Genomic DNA, 16,785 nt, shown 5'->3' on the forward strand with positions numbered 1-16,785 from the left:
CGTTACCCCCGGAAGCGGTGCTGGTTTTCCAGGAACCACTGGTAGGTGCTGGCCAGCCCCTGCTCCAGTGATACCTCGTGATACCAGCCCAGCTGATGCAGACGGGTCACGTCCAGCAGTTTGCGCGGCGTGCCGTCCGGTTTCGTCGCGTCAAACACCACGCGGCCTTTGTAGCCCACCACCTGCGCGATGGTTTGCGCCAGCTCGCGAATGGTGCAGTCCACGCCGGTTCCCACGTTGATGTGCGACAGCATCGGCTCGGTGTTCTCCTGCCACACTTCGCGATCCAGCTCCATCACGTGAATGCTGGCGGCAGCCATGTCGTCCACGTGCAGGAATTCGCGCATCGGCGTGCCGCTGCCCCACACCACCACATCCGGTGCGTTCTCGGCGGTCGCCTCGTGGAAGCGACGCAGCAGCGCCGGGATCACGTGCGAGTTGCTCGGGTGGAAGTTGTCGTGCGGTCCGTACAGGTTGGTCGGCATCACCGAGCGATAGTCGCGGTTGTACTGACGGTTGTAAGATTCGCAGAGCTTAATCCCGGCAATCTTGGCAATCGCGTAAGGCTCGTTGGTTGCCTCCAGCGTGCCCTGCAGCAGTTCGCTTTCCGCGATCGGCTGTTTTGCCATTTTCGGGTAGATGCAGGATGAACCGAGGAACAGCAGCTTATTCACGTTGTGCAGGTGCGCCGCGTGAATGATGTTGCTCTCAATCATCATGTTCTCGTAGATGAAATCCGCCGGGTAAGTGTTGTTGGCGACAATGCCGCCCACTTTCGCCGCCGCCAGATACACCTGGTCAATGTGTTCGTTAGCAAAGAAGTCCTGCACCGCACGGCTATCGAGCAGGTTCAGCTCGTCGCGCGTGCGGACAACCACTTCTACGTCACCGCGCTGTTCCAGTTGGCGAACAATCGCGGAACCCACCATTCCGCGATGACCGGCGACAAAAATACGTTGTTTTGTCATTCTCAGGACTCCAGCGCGATGGCAACCTCGTAGCCATGAGACTTGAGCAGGGAGTGTTTTTTCGCTGCTTCAAGATCTTTGGCGACCATCTCGGAAACCATCTCCTGCAGAGTGATTTCTGGTTTCCAGCCCAGTTTCTCGTGCGCTTTGGTTGGGTCACCCAGCAGGGTTTCCACTTCAGCAGGACGGAAGTAACGTGGGTCAACCTGAACAATGACGTCGCCTGGTTTCACGCCTGGCGCGTCATGGCCGGTTACGGAAACAACGATACCTTTCTCTTCTACGCCGGTACCTTCGAAACGCAGCTTGATGCCCAACTGTGCAGCGGCCATCTCAACGAACTGACGCACGGAGTATTGAACGCCGGTCGCGATCACGAAGTCTTCTGGCTGTTCCTGCTGCAGCATCATCCACTGCATTTTCACGTAGTCTTTCGCATGGCCCCAGTCACGCAGGGAGTCCATGTTGCCGAGGTGCAGGCACGATTCCAGACCCTGGGCGATGTTCGCGATAGCGCGGGTGATTTTACGGGTAACGAACGTTTCACCGCGACGTGGGGATTCGTGGTTGAACAGAATGCCGTTACAGGCATACATGCCGTAGGATTCACGGTAGTTCACGGTGATCCAGTAGGCGTACAGTTTTGCGACCGCATACGGAGAACGTGGGTAGAACGGCGTGGTCTCTTTCTGTGGGATTTCCTGCACCAGACCGTACAGCTCAGAGGTAGAGGCCTGATAGAAACGGGTTTTCTTCTCCAGACCCAGGAAGCGAATCGCTTCCAGCAGACGCAGAGTACCCATGGCGTCAACGTCAGCGGTGTATTCCGGGGATTCGAAGGAGACCGCCACGTGGCTCATCGCGCCCAGGTTGTACACTTCATCCGGCTGCACTTCCTGCAGGATACGGGTCAGGTTGGAGGTATCGGTCAGGTCGCCGTAGTGCAGGTGGAATTTCGGGTTTGCCGCGTGAGGATCCTGATAAATATGATCGACACGTTCGGTGTTGAACGAAGAGGCACGACGTTTAATACCGTGTACTTCATACCCTTTTTCCAGCAGGAACTCTGCCAGATAAGAACCATCCTGCCCGGTAACGCCGGTGATGAGAGCGACTTTAGACATGTTTATATTCCTCTACTTATGAATTTAATCAGTTTCAACGCGTTCGCGTATCACCACTGCGGGGTTGCCACGGCAAACTTTATTTGCCGGTAGCGATTTAAAAACGCTGCTGCGGGCACCCACTACCGTGCCATCGCCAACAGAAACACCTGGTGCAACAAAAACATCCGTTGCCAGCCAGCATTTTTCACCAATCACAATAGGCGAAGCGGTAATATCAAAATGCTGACTCATAAAATCGTGGCTGCCGGTGCACAAATAACACTTCTGTGACACCACCGAATTTGCGCCAATCGTAATTTCGCCAAGGGTATATAACACCGCGTCATCGCCTACCCAGGCGTAATCCCCAAGCGTTAATTTCCAGGGGTAGGTAATTTTTACCGAAGGTCGAATGACTACGTTTTTTCCGATTTTTGCGCCAAAAAGACGCAATAAGAATGCTCGCCAGCGGTACAATATTTGTGGTGACCAGGCAAATAACGTTGCCTGAACGGCCCACCACAGCTGCACTTTAATACCGTTGCCGCCCCGAAAGCCTTTCGGCACGGAGAAACCCTTCAAATCCTGCATTGCGTTTCCTTATATTCAGGCTTTGTTATATAAGGTTTTCGTTTTACCTGTCGTCCGCAGGCGTAATAAATAAGACAATTCCGCCCAGAACCCCGGCACGCGTAATATTTTGCGCTGCACGTTTTTGGCATCCTGGCACAATTCCAGATTATTCGATGTTGACACGCCACCCATTGAGAATTCAGAGACCAGCCCTTTAATTCGGCGGAACGGATAGCCCGACTTATACAGACTGGCGGCCAAGGCATAATCCGATGACACTTTATACTGCAAATCGTATGGCTGTTTTTTCAGACCGTTTACCGGGAAGAAAATGGCCTGATGGCTGGCGGGCAAACTGTGGTAGATATACCAGCCTGGCTTTGCGCTGCGGCACACTTTATGCCCATCACCAAAATCAAGCAGTGCATCGCCGATATACATGGCCTCCTCTTTCTGACGCGCCAGCTGACGGGCAAACAGCGCCACGTCATCATGGAAAACATCGCCAGAATTGAGGAAGATGGCATAACGACCCTGGGCCATGTTAATGCCCTTGTTCATCGCATCGTAAATGCCTTTATCTTTCTCGCTGATGTAACGTAAGTTGAACTCACCGTTGAGTTTTTCCAGAAACTCCGCCGTGCCATCGTTCGAGCCGCCGTCGACCACAATCCACTCAAAAGTGAGGCTTGGATCGCGCGCCAGGTTGCGCAGCGAGCGCCAGGTTTTTACCACCCCTTCGTAATTACGAAAAGCGACAGTAATGACGCTAAGAAACATAAATCACCTCATTTCGTCATACGTTCGTAATATTAAGCGCTTTGCGCAAAATAAACGGACAGACAATCAAGAAAGCATATTCCGGGCTAAATATTGACCCGGTAAAAAACAGCGACACCGGTGTAAACAGATAAAGTTGCACGCGAAAGTTCTGGTTATCACCAAACGCGTTAATCATCATTTTGAAAACTTTAAACAGATACCACAGCGTCAACAGTACGGCGAACCACGAAAAATAAATAATTAACAGATACAGACCATTGTCTATGGTTTTACCGACATCCGCACCGTTAAAGATTCCGAATGATGCAACATATTCGTAAAGTGAGCCGAATCTTACTACACCATCAATATGGGTTAAGGAATAACCCACCATCACCAGCGGACCAATGATGCGATAATAGGACGATGAGCCTTCTGTTCCCAAATCTCCCAGACGTTCTGAGATGTACGGGAACGCAAATATCACGCCGACCAAAAATACCGTCAGGGAGATAATCGCCAGCGGCAGTTTTTTCTTAATCGCATCTTTGTTCAGGTACTGGAACGCCCACTCCAGCAGGTAAAACAGGATAAATGTCATTACCCCTGAGAACGATCCAGACAGAACAATTCCTGCAAGAATCATAGCATCGGTCTTAGGTGTTTTGATACCAAACTGTTTGATGCTGAGCCAAATTGAGATTAACGCCAGAGCGAAGAACGCCGGTTCAAAATAGAGGGCCGTGGTACGCTTTCCGCCAAACTTAATGAAGTTCAATACATAGCTGTTGCTGTAAATGAGATATTTCGAAATTATCTCCATCAGGCTACTGCCACCGGTGAGAATAATTTGCGCCATTTCCAGTGCAGCAAGCATAACAATTAACGCAACGGCAATATAAAAGAACCTGAGGATTTTCCTATAATTGTGCGGAGAAATCGTTTTAAACCGAATACTCCAGACCATACCGATAATAATGACAATATAGACAAACAGCATGGTAGAGGTGACGTATTTACTGGCATCCAGTGACTGGCCAAAGATGTAGTTAAACAGCGTCAGGCCCGTGCCCAACCCCAGGGCAATCATCAGCTTCTTCAGGTTGATTTTATCGACATACAGCAGAAGCAGAACGGGCAAGAAGGTGACGATGGTTATCGGGAAGCTTTCGCCAAGCTGGGCAATTTTGACGTTGACCAGCAGGTAGATCAGCGGCAGCAGCAGATAACTACAGATTCTGATAGAACGAGACATACTCCTCCAGCATCTGTTGTCCACTGTAGGCCTTGCGGCTGCGGTTGCGGAACGATTCCAGGTCAGTGCCAAAAACAGTCTCAGCGATCTGCGCTTTCGGCATCTGCACCAGCGGCAGCACTTCCCCTTCCGAGAACGTTTTACCGCCCGACTTTTCCAGCACTTCACGCGCGGCATCGCTGTGGGTGGCAATCACCGGCACGCCGATGGAAAGCGCTTCGCAGAGGATCAGCGGGTAGTTATCCACGCGGGAGCTGAACACCAGCGCATCCATGCCGTTCAGCGCGCTCATCAGTTTGCGCTTGTCGGTTTCAAACCCGTGGTTCACGACGTTCTCCCCTTCGAACGGGGAAAACTTGCCGAAGGTATGCAGTTCAATCTTGTCACCGAGCGCCATCATGTCGCGCACCAGCTGCTGGTTGGTTTTGCCGTCGTAACGCAGGTCATGCGCAACGATGGCGATTTTCGGTTTACCCGCGGTGTCCGCCACCGGCGTCAGCTCCGCCAGAATGGCTTCCGTCGCCACGTCGATACCGTTGTTGATAATCTGGCAGCGCCCTGCCCCGTAAAGGCTGTTGAAGGCATCGGCCACGTGCTGGCTCGGGGAGATAAACGTGCAGCCGAGCGAGAGCATGTCGCGGAACAGTTTGCGCTTGCCGGTTACCAGCTGATGAGCACGATCCACTTTCACCGGCGGGTAATTGCTTAACGTCGGGCATTTCTGGCAGTTATCTTTCCAGCCTTCGCAGCCGTCGGTAAAGGCGCAGCGTCCGGTCACGCTCCAGTGATCGTGCAGCGTCCAGACGAAGCGTGTATCAGGCTTGTGCGCCTGCACCTTCTGACAAAACGCCACCACCTCTTCCAGATTCAGCCAGTAGCTGTGCAGGACGTGGAAATGCAGCACAACCGGGCCCGTGGTTCGGGTCACAGTGCGATAAAGATTATTCAGGTTGCCAAACAGATCGCGGTTAAACAGGCGGAACAAGGCAATGTTGGCCATCGAGGTCAGACGCGGCGTGTGCTTTTGCACCTGCGGGAAGTTATCGTGACTGACGCTTTTCTTGCCGCCTTTGCCGTAGCCATAAATAAAACGAGACTGAAGTCCTTTTTGCAGTGCGCGCTGGTGCAGATCCAGGGCCACGCCTGCCGCTCCGCCTTCAGCGAGGCGGACGTTAAATTGCAGAATGTTCATTTAATCACCTTCACGCGGGCCTTTTCTCCCACCACCAGCGCGTTGTCCGGAATGCTGTCCAGCACCACGCTGCCCGCACCAATCGTCACGTTGTTACCGATGGTAATGTCACCAATGATCACCACGTTCGCGCCCAGCTCGACGTTATTGCCGATAACCGGGCAGGCCAGGCTGTCTGGCCCTCGGTTGCCAATGGTGACCGCATGACGAATGGTGAAATCATCCCCGGCGACCACGAACTTATTGATCACCACCGCATAGCCGTGGTGAATGGTAAAGCGGCGGCCAATGGTGGCAGCGGCCTGAATTTCATAACCAAAAAAGCATTCAGTAATAATGCGGTACAGCACCAGAACCGGCGCTGCCCAGAGGTTGTTCAGCACGTTTTTCTTGCGCCACACCGAACAAAAATGCGCGATACGGTACGCCAGGACCATGCAGCATGGGCGCAGGCTCCAGCTGTTTGCGCGGCAATCTTCAAGAAACATTATTTCCCCCGAAGTCCATCAGCCAGACGTTTGCCGTTACGGACGGACAGCAGCGTCAGCAGCGTGCGCCAGTTCATGCGCTTATTGCGGATCTGATAGAGGGTAAAGAGCTGATACTTCCGGCTGGCACGGTCGAACTTGTCCTTATGCTTGCGGTAAAAATGGAAGTAGCCCGAGAACTTCTTCGGCGAGGAGGTAATTTGCATCTCCCCGTGATTGATGTGCAGGATCTGCGTGGCCTCTTCCACTTTCCACGGTTCGCCATACTCAACCACCATCCGCAAGAAGATGTCGTAATCCTGCGCGGCTTTCAGTTCGGTATCGAACAGGCACTCCTTAAAGCGCCATGCCCAGGTGAAAACCTGATTGCCGATAATGTTGCGCTTGTAGAACAGGCGGCGAGAATAGGGTGATTTCGGGTACAGCGGCAGGCTGGCAGGCTGCGAATAAACTTCACCCTGACAGACATAGTCGTTGGCATACAGGAACGCATGCGTCACCAGCTGTGCTTTATGTGAAAGGAAGACAGACAGTCGGTTCGGGGTCCATTCGTCATCGTCGTCGATGCCGGTCAGATACTGCCCTTTGGCCTGCATAATCGCCTGGTTACGCACCGCGCATGCCCCGGAGTTAATCGGGTTATGGGTGTACATCACGCGCGGGTCATTGAGATCGGTGACAAATTTTTGCAGCTGTTCATACGAAGAAGAACAGTCATCCACGATGATCAGTTCCCAGTTGTCATAATCCTGACGTAACACCGACTTGATTGCGCGGATCGCCAGCTGCTGACGATTCCATGTCGGCATATAGATAGAAATCAAAGGGCGTTGTGTGGTCATTTCTTTCTCCTACCCCTCACCCCGGCCCTCTCCCCTGAGGGGATAGGGTGAAAGCGGCACCGAACAGTCCCCTCTCGCCTCAGGGGAGAGGGTTAGGGTGAGGGGTGTAAGGGTATGTTTTGACTGTTATTTACTGTCAGACTTATATTCGTACTCGTAATAACCGTAATCCTGATACCCGGTCGCGCGGCGGAAGATGGAGTTCAGGATCACCCCTTTCACCTCAATCCCGTTCTGCTCGAAGCGGCTCAGGCTGGTTTCCACTTCTTTCAGGGTGTTCACCGCGTAACGTGCCACCATCAGGGTGGTACCCGCATGGCGGCCTACCACGGCGGCATCGGTCACGGCCAGAATCGGCGGCGTATCGATCAGCACCAGGTCATAGTGTTTGCTCGCCCACTCAATCAGCTGGGTGAAGCGTTCGCTCATCAGCAGTTCCGACGGGTTAGGCGGTATCTGACCACGTGGGATCAGATCGAATCTCGGAATCGAGGTCGGCTTGGCGCTCTGGCTAATCTCCCCCTGCCCCAGCAGGATTTCCGACAGACCGTTAACGTTGTTGGTGCCCAGCAGCTCGTGGGTATAACCCTTGCGCATATCGCAGTCGATCAGCAGCACGCGTTTGTTAGTCTGGCTGACGACGGCCGCCAGGTTGGCGCAGACAAAGGTCTTACCGATTGACGGACTGACACCGGTTAACATCAGGACGTTGTTTTTGGCCTGCATCATGGCGAAGTGCAGGCTGGTACGCAGGCTACGTATCGCTTCAATCGCCAGGTCCGTCGGGTTACCCACGGCCAGCAACTGGCTCTGTTTGTATCGCTTAACGCCTTTAATGGTTTTGACGCTGTCACGGGATTTTTGCCACTCGGAAAGCGGGATGCTGGCATAGACGTTGATACCACTCTCTTCCAGCGCCTGCGGGCTTTCGATTCCGCGGTTGAACAGCGAGCGCAGCAGCACACCGACAATGGAGAGCATCAGGCCGAGAATAATGCTGCCGAGAACGATCAGCGCTTTCTTCGGCTTCAGCACACCGGGCTGGGTAATCGCCGGGTCGACGATGCGCACATCACCCACGGTACTGGCTTCGGTGATTTTCAGCTCCTGCTGTTTGTTCAGCAGCTGCATGTACACCTGCTGACCAGATTCCACGTCGCGGGTCAGACGCACAATTTCCTGCTGCGTTTTCGGCATCGCGGTCACGCGGTCGTTCAGCTTCGCCTTCTCTTCTTCCAGCGTGCGACGTTTTTCCAGCAGCGTCCGGTAGGCCGGGTGGCGTTTGGTGTACAGCTTGGAAATCTCCGCCTCTTTGAAGGTCAGCTCGTTGAGCTGGGCGTCGATGTTAACCATTGAATCAAGAACAGACTTCGCCTCCAGCGGCAGGTCGACAGAGTCTTTATCCTGACGGTAAGCGTTCAGTTTATTCTCGGCATCATCCAGACGGGCGCGCACTTCCGGGAGCTGTTTAGCAAGGAAAGCCAGGCTTTTCGCCGCTTCCGCCGACTTACGCTCAACGTTCTGCTCAAGATAGTTGCGGGTGATGCTGTTCAGGATGTCGCGGATTTGATCTTTATCTTCACCGGTAAAGGTCATGCTCAGCACGCCGGTGTCCTTACCGTTTTCAGTCACGGTGAGGTTGTTTTGCAGATTGTTGATCATTCCCAGCGTGGAGAATTTGGTCACGGTGAACTCGCCGCCCTCCTGGGCATGAATGGCACTCACCATCATGCTGACGCCATCTTTCGTCAGCATCTGGCCCACTTCGCCGCGCGCGCTGAATCCCGCATCGCTGGTCAACTGGTACTGTTTCGGACCCAGCACCGTCAGGGTAAAGGTTTGATCGCCCGCCCCTTTCGGCAGCACAAAGTCAGTCACCTTTACCGTATCGTTGCTTCGTCCCATCAGGCGATCCCAGCCGGCACCAAAGATCGGGAAGGTATTTTTGGTGACGGAGATATCGAGACCGAGGTCGTGAACCGTTTTCCCCAGTACCAGACGTGACTGAATCAGCTGAATTTCAGCGTCGGATGCCGGTGGTTTGTTCGCCAGCGCAGAGCCAATATCCTGCACCAGCGAGTTGCCGGTATTTTGCTCAATCTGCACCAGCGCGTCGGCGCTGTAGATAGGCGTGGCGAACAGCGTGTAGACGACGGCTGCCGCGGCAAACACAGCGGTAATGCCAAGCACCCACCACTTTGCCTCGATAACCGTGCCGACCAGGCGACCAATATCAATTTCATCACTGCCCGAAGTCGGGGCGGCAGAAGGTCTTGTTTTTTCTGTCATTGTTATCCCTGCTGAGCTTTCAGTGCCTGCGCCCACTGTTGGGCAGACTGGTCAAGTAAGGTGTAAACCGCCTCGAAGGCCTCATGGCTTTTGCGATACGGATCGGGGATTTCGCGTTCATTGTCCCAGTGACCAAACAGCATCACCTTGCCGCGCATCTCCGGTGCGATATCGCATAGCGCATGAATATGGCGTTTTTCCATTGCCAGGATCAGGTCATATTCCCGGCACATGCGGCCGGTGACCTGGCGGGCAATATGCCCGTCAAGGGAGAGGTTATGATCGCGGGCCACGCTCGTTGCGCGCTCATCGGCCGCTTTACCGACCAGCGCGCCAAGGCCTGCGGACTCGACGGTCAGTTCAGGCTGGTAGTGTTTCAACAACCGCTCTGCCGTCGGGGAACGGCAAATGTTCCCCACGCATACCACCAGAATTTTGTTAAACATCGCGGATTACCAGGTATGAATGTCGCGCGCCGTATCCGTCATGTAGCGAACGCCACTGATGGTTGGCAGCAACTGGTTGATCAGACGGTTCCAGCGGGCAACCGGCGCGGTAGTGACATACACCACATCGTATGGCTGGAGGCGGAACGACGTTGCCATCACCAGCGAGGTGGCGTCGGACATATCGAGCTGGTAAATGTTGGCAATCTTGCCTTTGTTGCTGGCGTCGTCCTTAAGTGGGCGAATCACGAAGATGCCGCTGGCGTTGGAGGAGGTCAGATCGATGCCTTCCGCATTGCCCAGCGCTTCGGTCAGCGTCATGCCGCTGAAGTCCATTTTGAGGGTGCTCTGTTTCTTCACTTCACCCATCACGAAGACTTTCAGATCGTCATTACGCGGTACGTAGAGAATATCGCCCGGATAGAGCAGGCGGTTCTGGGTCAGATCGCCGTTTTGCATCAGCGCCTGCAGTGAGATGCGCTGCTCTTTGCCATTGTGGGTCAGGACCACGTTGCGCCAGTCGGCACCGTCGGTTAACCCGCCTGCGGCGTTAATGGCATCCAGAACGGTTAACGGTACGTTGGTGATGGCCTGCTGGCCGGATTTATTGACCTGGCCGGAAATGTAGGCTTTTTGCGAGCGGAATGCGGCAATATTAACGTCCACCTGCGGATCGGCGATGTACTGCGCTAAGCGGCCGGTAATATCACTCCGGATCTCGGCAAGGGTTTTCCCGGCAACATGGACTTTACCAATGTAGGGGTAGAACATCGTGCCATCTGACTGTACCCAGTTCCCGGTGTCGCTTGAGCTACGGTACTGGCCCGCAGGCGTGGTCAGTTCAGGGTGGTCCCAGACGGTCACGTTGATCACGTCACCCGGCCCCACGCGATACTGATAAGCGGCGATTTCCTGGTCCAGAGACATATTCGGCTGAGCAACATTCGGACGTGGGCGTAATTGTTCGACCAGACGTGGCGTAAGTGGATAAACATTCACCATTTTGTCGAGATCAAAATCGGCATCCTGTTGCTTGATCACATCCTTACCCATTGTTGACATATTGCTGCCGGGAAAGACCGTGCAACCACTCATCAAGGTCACAGACACCAATAATGGCATCAATTTCATTTTGGATTTCATCATTGATTATTTATCACTTTGGCAGAGTAATTATCCTGTGCAATTTAAATAAGCTTGGGTCGTATTGGGTTTCAGCATGCAGTTAATCAAATAGAAATATAACTGGCATCAGTCCTAAAAAAAGCTTATTCATCCATTGGCTATTGACAGAATAACCGAGGCTGATTCACACGCTTTCAGGCACGCTACCGCCCTTGGCTTTCAGTTACCAATCCACTGACTAAACAATGTGTTATGGATAGACACCCTCTTGAGCAAGGCCTTCTGGAAATATATCAGCCGGGTGAGACACCCAACGGATAATGAATAACCATCCCGGAAGACCAAAACAAAAATAGCAACAACAAGATTTAACATTTGATGCTGGGAGAATTGTTGCAGCTAACCTAATAGCAGGCAAGGAGACAACTGTCCTAATATCTGTTTTTAAGATTAATATTAAGAGCAAAGTTTTAACCTTTTAGGATTTTCTTTATATTGACAAAGCGGGAGTGAAAACCATTATCTGCGATATATCCTAAAATGTTCTCTTTATAATTAAATATACGTATTTTGCTTATTTACACCCCGATGAGTTTGCTCTCTTTTAAGCGTTTCGTATTAAGAGAAATCTCAGCCCGGCATTGCAATTTTCCCCGGCTTTATCCATGATCGAAGTGTGACAATCGTCATATAACAGAAGGTATTGCTATTACTATGGAATGGATTGCCGATCCATCAATCTGGGCCGGGCTGGTGACGCTGGTCGTCATCGAATTAGTGCTCGGGATTGATAATCTGGTCTTTATTGCCATCCTCGCTGAAAAACTGCCCCCTTCCCAGCGCGATCGCGCGCGCGTAACGGGCCTGCTGCTGGCGATGGTGATGCGTTTACTGTTGCTGGCCTCTATCTCCTGGATGGTCACACTCACGCAACCGCTGTTCTCCGTTCACGGCCTCAGCTTTAGCGCCCGCGATCTGATCATGCTCTTCGGCGGGTTGTTCCTGCTGTTCAAAGCCACGGTAGAGCTCAATGAACGGCTCGAAGGTAAAGACAGCGAGAACCCGACCCAGCGACGTGGCGCGAGATTCTGGCCGGTGGTAGCGCAAATCGTGGTGCTGGATGCCGTCTTCTCCCTGGATTCGGTGATCACCGCCGTCGGGATGGTGGACCATCTGGCCGTTATGATGGCAGCGGTGATTATCGCCATCACGCTGATGGTGATGGCGAGCAAGGCACTCACCCGCTTTGTGAACAGCCACCCGACCATCGTGATCCTCTGCCTGAGCTTCCTGCTGATGATTGGCTTTAGCCTGGTGGCCGACGGTTTTGGCTTCCACATTCCGAAAGGCTATTTGTACGCCGCCATTGGTTTCTCCGTCATGATTGAAGCGCTTAACCAGCTGGCGATATTTAACCGCCGCCGCTTCCTTTCCGCTAATCAGACCCTGCGTCAGCGCACGGCCGACACCGTTATGCGCCTACTGAGCGGTAAAAAAGAGGATGCAGAGCTGGACGCCGAATCTGCTGCCATGCTGGCCGATCACAGCGACGGGCAGATCTTTAACCCGCAGGAGCGCCTGATGATTGAGCGAGTGCTTAACCTTAATGAGCGCACGGTCAGCAGCATCATGACTTCCCGGCATGACATTGAGCATATCGATCTCACCGCCCCCGAAGAGCACATCCGCGCCCTGCTGGATAAAAACCAGCACACGCGCGTGGTGGTGACCGGCGGTGAAGAGGAAGAAGAATTACTGGGCGTCGTGCACGTTATCGACCTGCTCCAGCAGCAGCTGCACGGGGAGGCGCTCAATCTGCGCGCCCTGGTACGCCAGCCCCTGGTCTTCCCGGAAGGATTGCAATTGCTCTCTGCCCTTGAGCAATTCCGAAATGCGCGAACGCACTTTGCCTTTGTGGTGGATGAGTTTGGTTCAGTTGAAGGGCTGGTCACGCTCAGCGACGTGATGGAAACCATTGCCGGTAATTTGCCAAACGAAGTGGATGAGATTGATGCCCGCCATGATATTCAGAAAAACGCCGACGGCTCGTGGACGGCCAACGGCCATATGCCGCTGGAAGACCTGGTGCAGTATGTGCCGCTGCCGCTGGATGAAAAGCGGGAGTACCACACCATTGCGGGCCTGCTGATGGAATACTTACAGCGCATCCCGCAGCCAGGTGAAGAGGTTCAGGTAGGTGACTATCGGCTTAAAACGCTGCAGATTGAAAACCATCGCGTGCAGAAAGTGCAGCTCATTCCACTGCGGGATGAGGAAGAACTGGATTTTGAGGTGTAAAAAAGCCGGGTGGCGCTGCGCTTACCCGGCCTACGACGTCAGGCTTTTGTAGGCCGGGTAAGGCGAAGCCGCCACCCGGCACAACTGTCATCAAAGCTTATCCAGCAGTTTCTTCACATCCTTGCCGTTCTGGGAATCTTTATTACGATCTGCCCAGCTATTAAGCCGACGTTTCGCTTCATCCTGCAGATGCTTACGCAGGATCTGATCCACCTGAAGGCTGTAATTCAGCGCCTGCCATTTACCATAGACGCTAAGCGGCACTGGCGTCTCTTTCAGGAAATCAATCAGCTTACTTTCGCCCTGCCAGCCGGAAAGTACCCGGACGTTAAAGCGCGTGTCCGCCGTCTCTTTGACCAGATCCAGCGAGCCTTCTCCGGTCAACGACAGCATAGAAGAGGTTCCCTGCATAGCTGCCAGCGTCAGTTGCCCGTTATCCAGCGTCAGATCCGTGGAGAAACTGTCGAGGCGCGTGACGCTATCGTAGTTTTCCTGCGCTTTGACGTCACTGCTGCGCTCCACAGCCTGCTGTACCAGCTGCTGGAAGTTAAGACCTTCCATACGGGAGTCTTTCAGGTCCACGTGCGCCTCGCCCTGCCATTCACGGCGGAAAGCTTCGGCATCAATTTTTGTGCCTGAGAAATCCCCCGCCAGCGTCAACTGCCCTGTCAGGGATATCGGATAGTTAAAGGCTTTAAGGATGGTACCAATCTCAACGTTGTCGAGACGCGGCTGGAATTGCGCGCGGGTTTCGTCCTTACGCACGTCCAGCGTGCCAGGCAGTGAAAGATGCCCTGCCCCCATTTTGCCGCTCAGCTCGGAGATCACCAGCAACCCGTTGTGGTTAAACATCTGGCCGCTCACGTCGGTGAAGTCCATACCGCGCCAGCGCAGGCTGTTGGCTTTCAACAGGATATCGGCCGTGAATCCGCGCAGAGCGTTATAGTCAGGTTGATCAAGATTCGACGAGATAACCGGACGCGACACCGGCGGCTGGCTTTGTCCTGTCTGCACAGCATCGCTGTCCGTTGTGCCAGCCGGTAGCGGCGGCAGGATGTTTTCCAGGTTGAGCTTGTCAAACTGCAGGTTCAGCACCCACTTTGGCTTCTCTTCGAGCGTGACGCTCGCCTGCCCCTTCAGGCTGCTGTCATTGGCCTGCAGGTTGAGGTTATCCAGCTCCAGCTGTTTTTGTTCTTCGCGCCAGACGGCCTGCATCGTCCCCTGCCCGGTGATCCCCTGGGTCGGAAGATCTGCGCCCGTGAGCTGCCAGTTGAGCTGCTGAATATCGGCCGTCAGCTGATGGGGATAGTCTGACGCATTGACCCTGGCATTTAGCGAGAGGGTTAGATCGCGCTGGTCGCGATTCATTCGCCCGCTGAATTCCAGCGACGCAAGATGATGCGCATCCTGTTCCATCTGCAGATTAATATTGCGAACCGTAACCTGCTCTTGATCCTCATGCTGGAACACCAGCACGCTATCGGCAACTTTCAGTTTGGCAATATCAAAGGACCAGCCCGTATCGGACGGCTCATCCGGTAAGGTATTCTCACGCGGTGCAACCGGCGCATTCGCGTTGCGCACGGCTTCAGTCTGCTGGGTAAGCTGAATGACCGCCCCTTTGAGCATCACCTGGTTAACCTGCAACTGGTGAGAAATGAGGGGGATGAGCGCCACATCGAGACGCATGTTGTCCGCAGACACGATCGGCTGGGCAGCGCCCGGTGCCGTTAACGACATGCGGCCAGAGAGAATGCTGAGCTGTGGCCAGACGTGCCAGCGTAGCGGCCCGTCGAGCTTCAGTTGGTAACCACTGCGCGCCTCGACCTGCCGCACCATGTAAGCGCGGAAATCGTTAGGGTTAACCAGCAGAACCAACGCCGAAAGGCCAGCAACCAGCACGACCAGCAAAATCATCAGCGTTGTCAGAACTCTTCTCATGGCATCCTCAATGGACTAACGATCAGTCTTTATCAATACGGCTGGCAACCGCACCCTGCTGGTCGCGGTATTTTGCGTCCTGCCGGCGGTTATAAGGCCTGTCTGCCGGGCCGGTTAGCGGTTCAAAGCTTAACGCACCAATCATCATGCCGGGGCGCAGCGCCAGCGGCAGTTTGCCGGCGTTGAAGAACTCCAGCACGATACGGCCCGACCAGCCGGGATCGATACGGTGTGCGGTCACGTGCACCATCAGCCCCAGACGGGCCAGAGAAGAACGGCCATCCAGCCAGCCGACGAGGTCAGCAGGCAGGGTCACGGATTCGAACGTCACCGCCAGCGCCAGTTCACCTGGATGCAAATAAAAAGCGTCACCTTCGTCAATGACGATTTCGTCACTCATCACGCGATCGAGCGCGGCGCTGACTTCATCCTTCGGCCCGCTGAGGTCGATGAACGGTGCAGTATGGCCACTAAAGGTGCGGAATTTATTCCCCAACCGTACATCAACGGTCACCCCATTGATACGCTCTACAGGAGGACGTGGGGTAATAGACAAACGGCCTTCATCCAGCCAGGCTTCAATATCGCGATCACAAAGACGCATGGCACTTTCTCCTTTCATGCATCGACCCCTGAGACCTTAACATCTCAGGGTAAAACCAGGTTATCTCTGAACGGTACACAATTCGCGCGGCTTATTCAAAAAACTGGCTGATTTTCGCTTTTAAGATATCAATGGCAATGCGGTTTTTGCCTCCGCGCGGCACGATGATATCGGCGTATTGTTTGGAGGGCTCGATAAACTGCAGGAACATCGGACGGACCGTTTTCTGGTATTGCGCCATGACGGAGTCCATTGAACGGCCACGCTCGTTAACGTCTCGCTTGATGCGGCGCATCAGGCAGATATCCAGCGGGGTATCAACGAAAATCGAGAAGTTCATTGATTCACGCAGGCGAGCATCGGTCAGGAGCAGGATACCTTCAAGGATAATCACCTTTTTCGGTTCGATGCGGATCGTCTCCTGGGTGCGGGTGTGTTCTACGTAACTGTAAACGGGCAGCTCAATTGCCTGGCCGCTTTTTAGGGCTTCTAAATGCTGGAACAGTAAACTGTGATCCATTGCATTCGGGTGGTCATAGTTGGTTTTTACGCGCTCTTCCATCGACAGATGGGATTGATCTTTGTAATAGCTGTCTTCGGGAATGACGCCGATGTGCTCATCACCTACTTGTTCACGCAGTTCGCGATAAAGCGTACTGGCAATTAGACTTTTACCTGAAGCCGATGCGCCGGCGATGCCTATAATGACGCACTGATGAGACTTATCAGTCATAAATTTAGCGACCTGATTAACCTGGATGTTAAGGAAGGACGACGCCGGAGCGTCAAACGCGGCAATTATAGGGATTTCGCGGGCGTGATACCAGTCGAAAGCGCAGGTAATGCGAGACAGCCTGTAAAGTTGCGAATTGTTCCCTGAGTGAAATTTTAATGCG

General features: G+C 53.7%; 15 protein-coding genes. 1 reads left to right on the plus strand and 14 read right to left on the minus strand.

What is annotated here, in order from left to right:
* Positions 1-2: 2 nt before the first annotated feature.
* The 11 genes from L383_RS13215 to L383_RS13165 all read right to left on the minus strand — a co-directional run bounded on the left by L383_RS13215 (position 3) and on the right by L383_RS13165 (position 11,067).
* A complete protein-coding gene (locus L383_RS13215; RefSeq protein WP_014884501.1) occupies positions 3-968 on the minus strand; it encodes a GDP-L-fucose synthase in 966 nt (321 codons plus the stop codon).
* A gap of 2 nt (positions 969-970) precedes the next feature.
* Positions 971-2,092 carry a GDP-mannose 4,6-dehydratase gene (gene gmd / locus L383_RS13210; RefSeq protein WP_014884502.1) on the minus strand — a complete coding sequence of 374 codons (1,122 nt, stop codon included), beginning with the start codon at positions 2,090-2,092 and terminating at the stop codon, positions 971-973.
* Between the two features lie 24 nt (positions 2,093-2,116).
* Positions 2,117-2,665 (minus strand): colanic acid biosynthesis acetyltransferase WcaF, encoded by a 549-nt coding sequence (gene wcaF, locus L383_RS13205; RefSeq protein ID WP_023330881.1) that lies wholly within the window; start codon positions 2,663-2,665, stop codon positions 2,117-2,119.
* Positions 2,666-2,680: 15 nt separating this feature from the next.
* Positions 2,681-3,427, minus strand: a complete 747-nt coding sequence (gene wcaE, locus L383_RS13200) for a colanic acid biosynthesis glycosyltransferase WcaE (RefSeq protein ID WP_023330882.1) — start codon at positions 3,425-3,427, stop codon at positions 2,681-2,683.
* Between the two features lie 16 nt (positions 3,428-3,443).
* Positions 3,444-4,664: a colanic acid polymerase WcaD gene (wcaD, locus tag L383_RS13195; protein WP_014884505.1), complete on the minus strand. Its 1,221-nt coding sequence runs from the start codon at positions 4,662-4,664 to the stop codon at positions 3,444-3,446.
* Entirely contained in the window at positions 4,639-5,856 is a 1,218-nt protein-coding gene (wcaC, locus tag L383_RS13190) for a colanic acid biosynthesis glycosyltransferase WcaC (protein ID WP_023330883.1), read from the minus strand. Before wcaC ends, wcaD begins: the two co-directional genes overlap by 26 nt.
* Positions 5,853-6,344: a colanic acid biosynthesis acetyltransferase WcaB gene (gene wcaB / locus L383_RS13185; RefSeq protein WP_014170825.1), complete on the minus strand. Its 492-nt coding sequence runs from the start codon at positions 6,342-6,344 to the stop codon at positions 5,853-5,855. The genes wcaC and wcaB overlap by 4 nt, the downstream gene beginning before the upstream one ends.
* Positions 6,344-7,186, minus strand: coding sequence for a colanic acid biosynthesis glycosyltransferase WcaA (gene wcaA, locus L383_RS13180; RefSeq protein WP_014884507.1), 843 nt, complete (start codon positions 7,184-7,186; stop codon positions 6,344-6,346). The genes wcaB and wcaA overlap by 1 nt, the downstream gene beginning before the upstream one ends.
* 126 nt (positions 7,187-7,312) lie before the next feature.
* Entirely contained in the window at positions 7,313-9,475 is a 2,163-nt protein-coding gene (gene wzc / locus L383_RS13175) for a tyrosine-protein kinase Wzc (protein ID WP_014884508.1), read from the minus strand.
* 2 nt (positions 9,476-9,477) lie between these two features.
* The gene (gene wzb, locus L383_RS13170; protein WP_014884509.1) at positions 9,478-9,921 is read right to left on the minus strand and encodes a low molecular weight protein-tyrosine-phosphatase Wzb; all 444 of its coding nucleotides are present in this window, start codon (positions 9,919-9,921) and stop codon (positions 9,478-9,480) included.
* A 6-nt stretch (positions 9,922-9,927) separates the two neighbouring features.
* Positions 9,928-11,067, minus strand: a complete 1,140-nt coding sequence (locus tag L383_RS13165; RefSeq protein WP_014884510.1) for a polysaccharide export protein — start codon at positions 11,065-11,067, stop codon at positions 9,928-9,930.
* Between the two features lie 693 nt (positions 11,068-11,760).
* On the opposite strand from L383_RS13165, the gene L383_RS13160 reads away from it, so the two are divergent.
* A complete protein-coding gene (locus L383_RS13160) occupies positions 11,761-13,344 on the plus strand; it encodes a TerC family protein (RefSeq protein WP_023330884.1) in 1,584 nt (527 codons plus the stop codon).
* Positions 13,345-13,434: 90 nt separating this feature from the next.
* Here L383_RS13160 and asmA read toward each other — a convergent pair whose 3' ends face one another.
* The 3 genes from asmA to udk form a co-directional block, all read right to left on the minus strand.
* A complete protein-coding gene (gene asmA / locus L383_RS13155; RefSeq protein WP_023330885.1) occupies positions 13,435-15,285 on the minus strand; it encodes an outer membrane assembly protein AsmA in 1,851 nt (616 codons plus the stop codon).
* A 22-nt stretch (positions 15,286-15,307) separates the two neighbouring features.
* The gene (gene dcd / locus L383_RS13150) at positions 15,308-15,889 is read right to left on the minus strand and encodes a dCTP deaminase (RefSeq protein ID WP_014884513.1); all 582 of its coding nucleotides are present in this window, start codon (positions 15,887-15,889) and stop codon (positions 15,308-15,310) included.
* Between the two features lie 91 nt (positions 15,890-15,980).
* Positions 15,981-16,622 (minus strand): uridine kinase, encoded by a 642-nt coding sequence (udk, locus tag L383_RS13145; protein ID WP_008500855.1) that lies wholly within the window; start codon positions 16,620-16,622, stop codon positions 15,981-15,983.
* Positions 16,623-16,785: the final 163 nt, after the last annotated feature.

Origin of the sequence: Enterobacter sp. MGH 37 (assembly GCF_000534515.1) — a bacterium.
Taxonomy (GTDB): domain Bacteria; phylum Pseudomonadota; class Gammaproteobacteria; order Enterobacterales; family Enterobacteriaceae; genus Enterobacter; species Enterobacter kobei.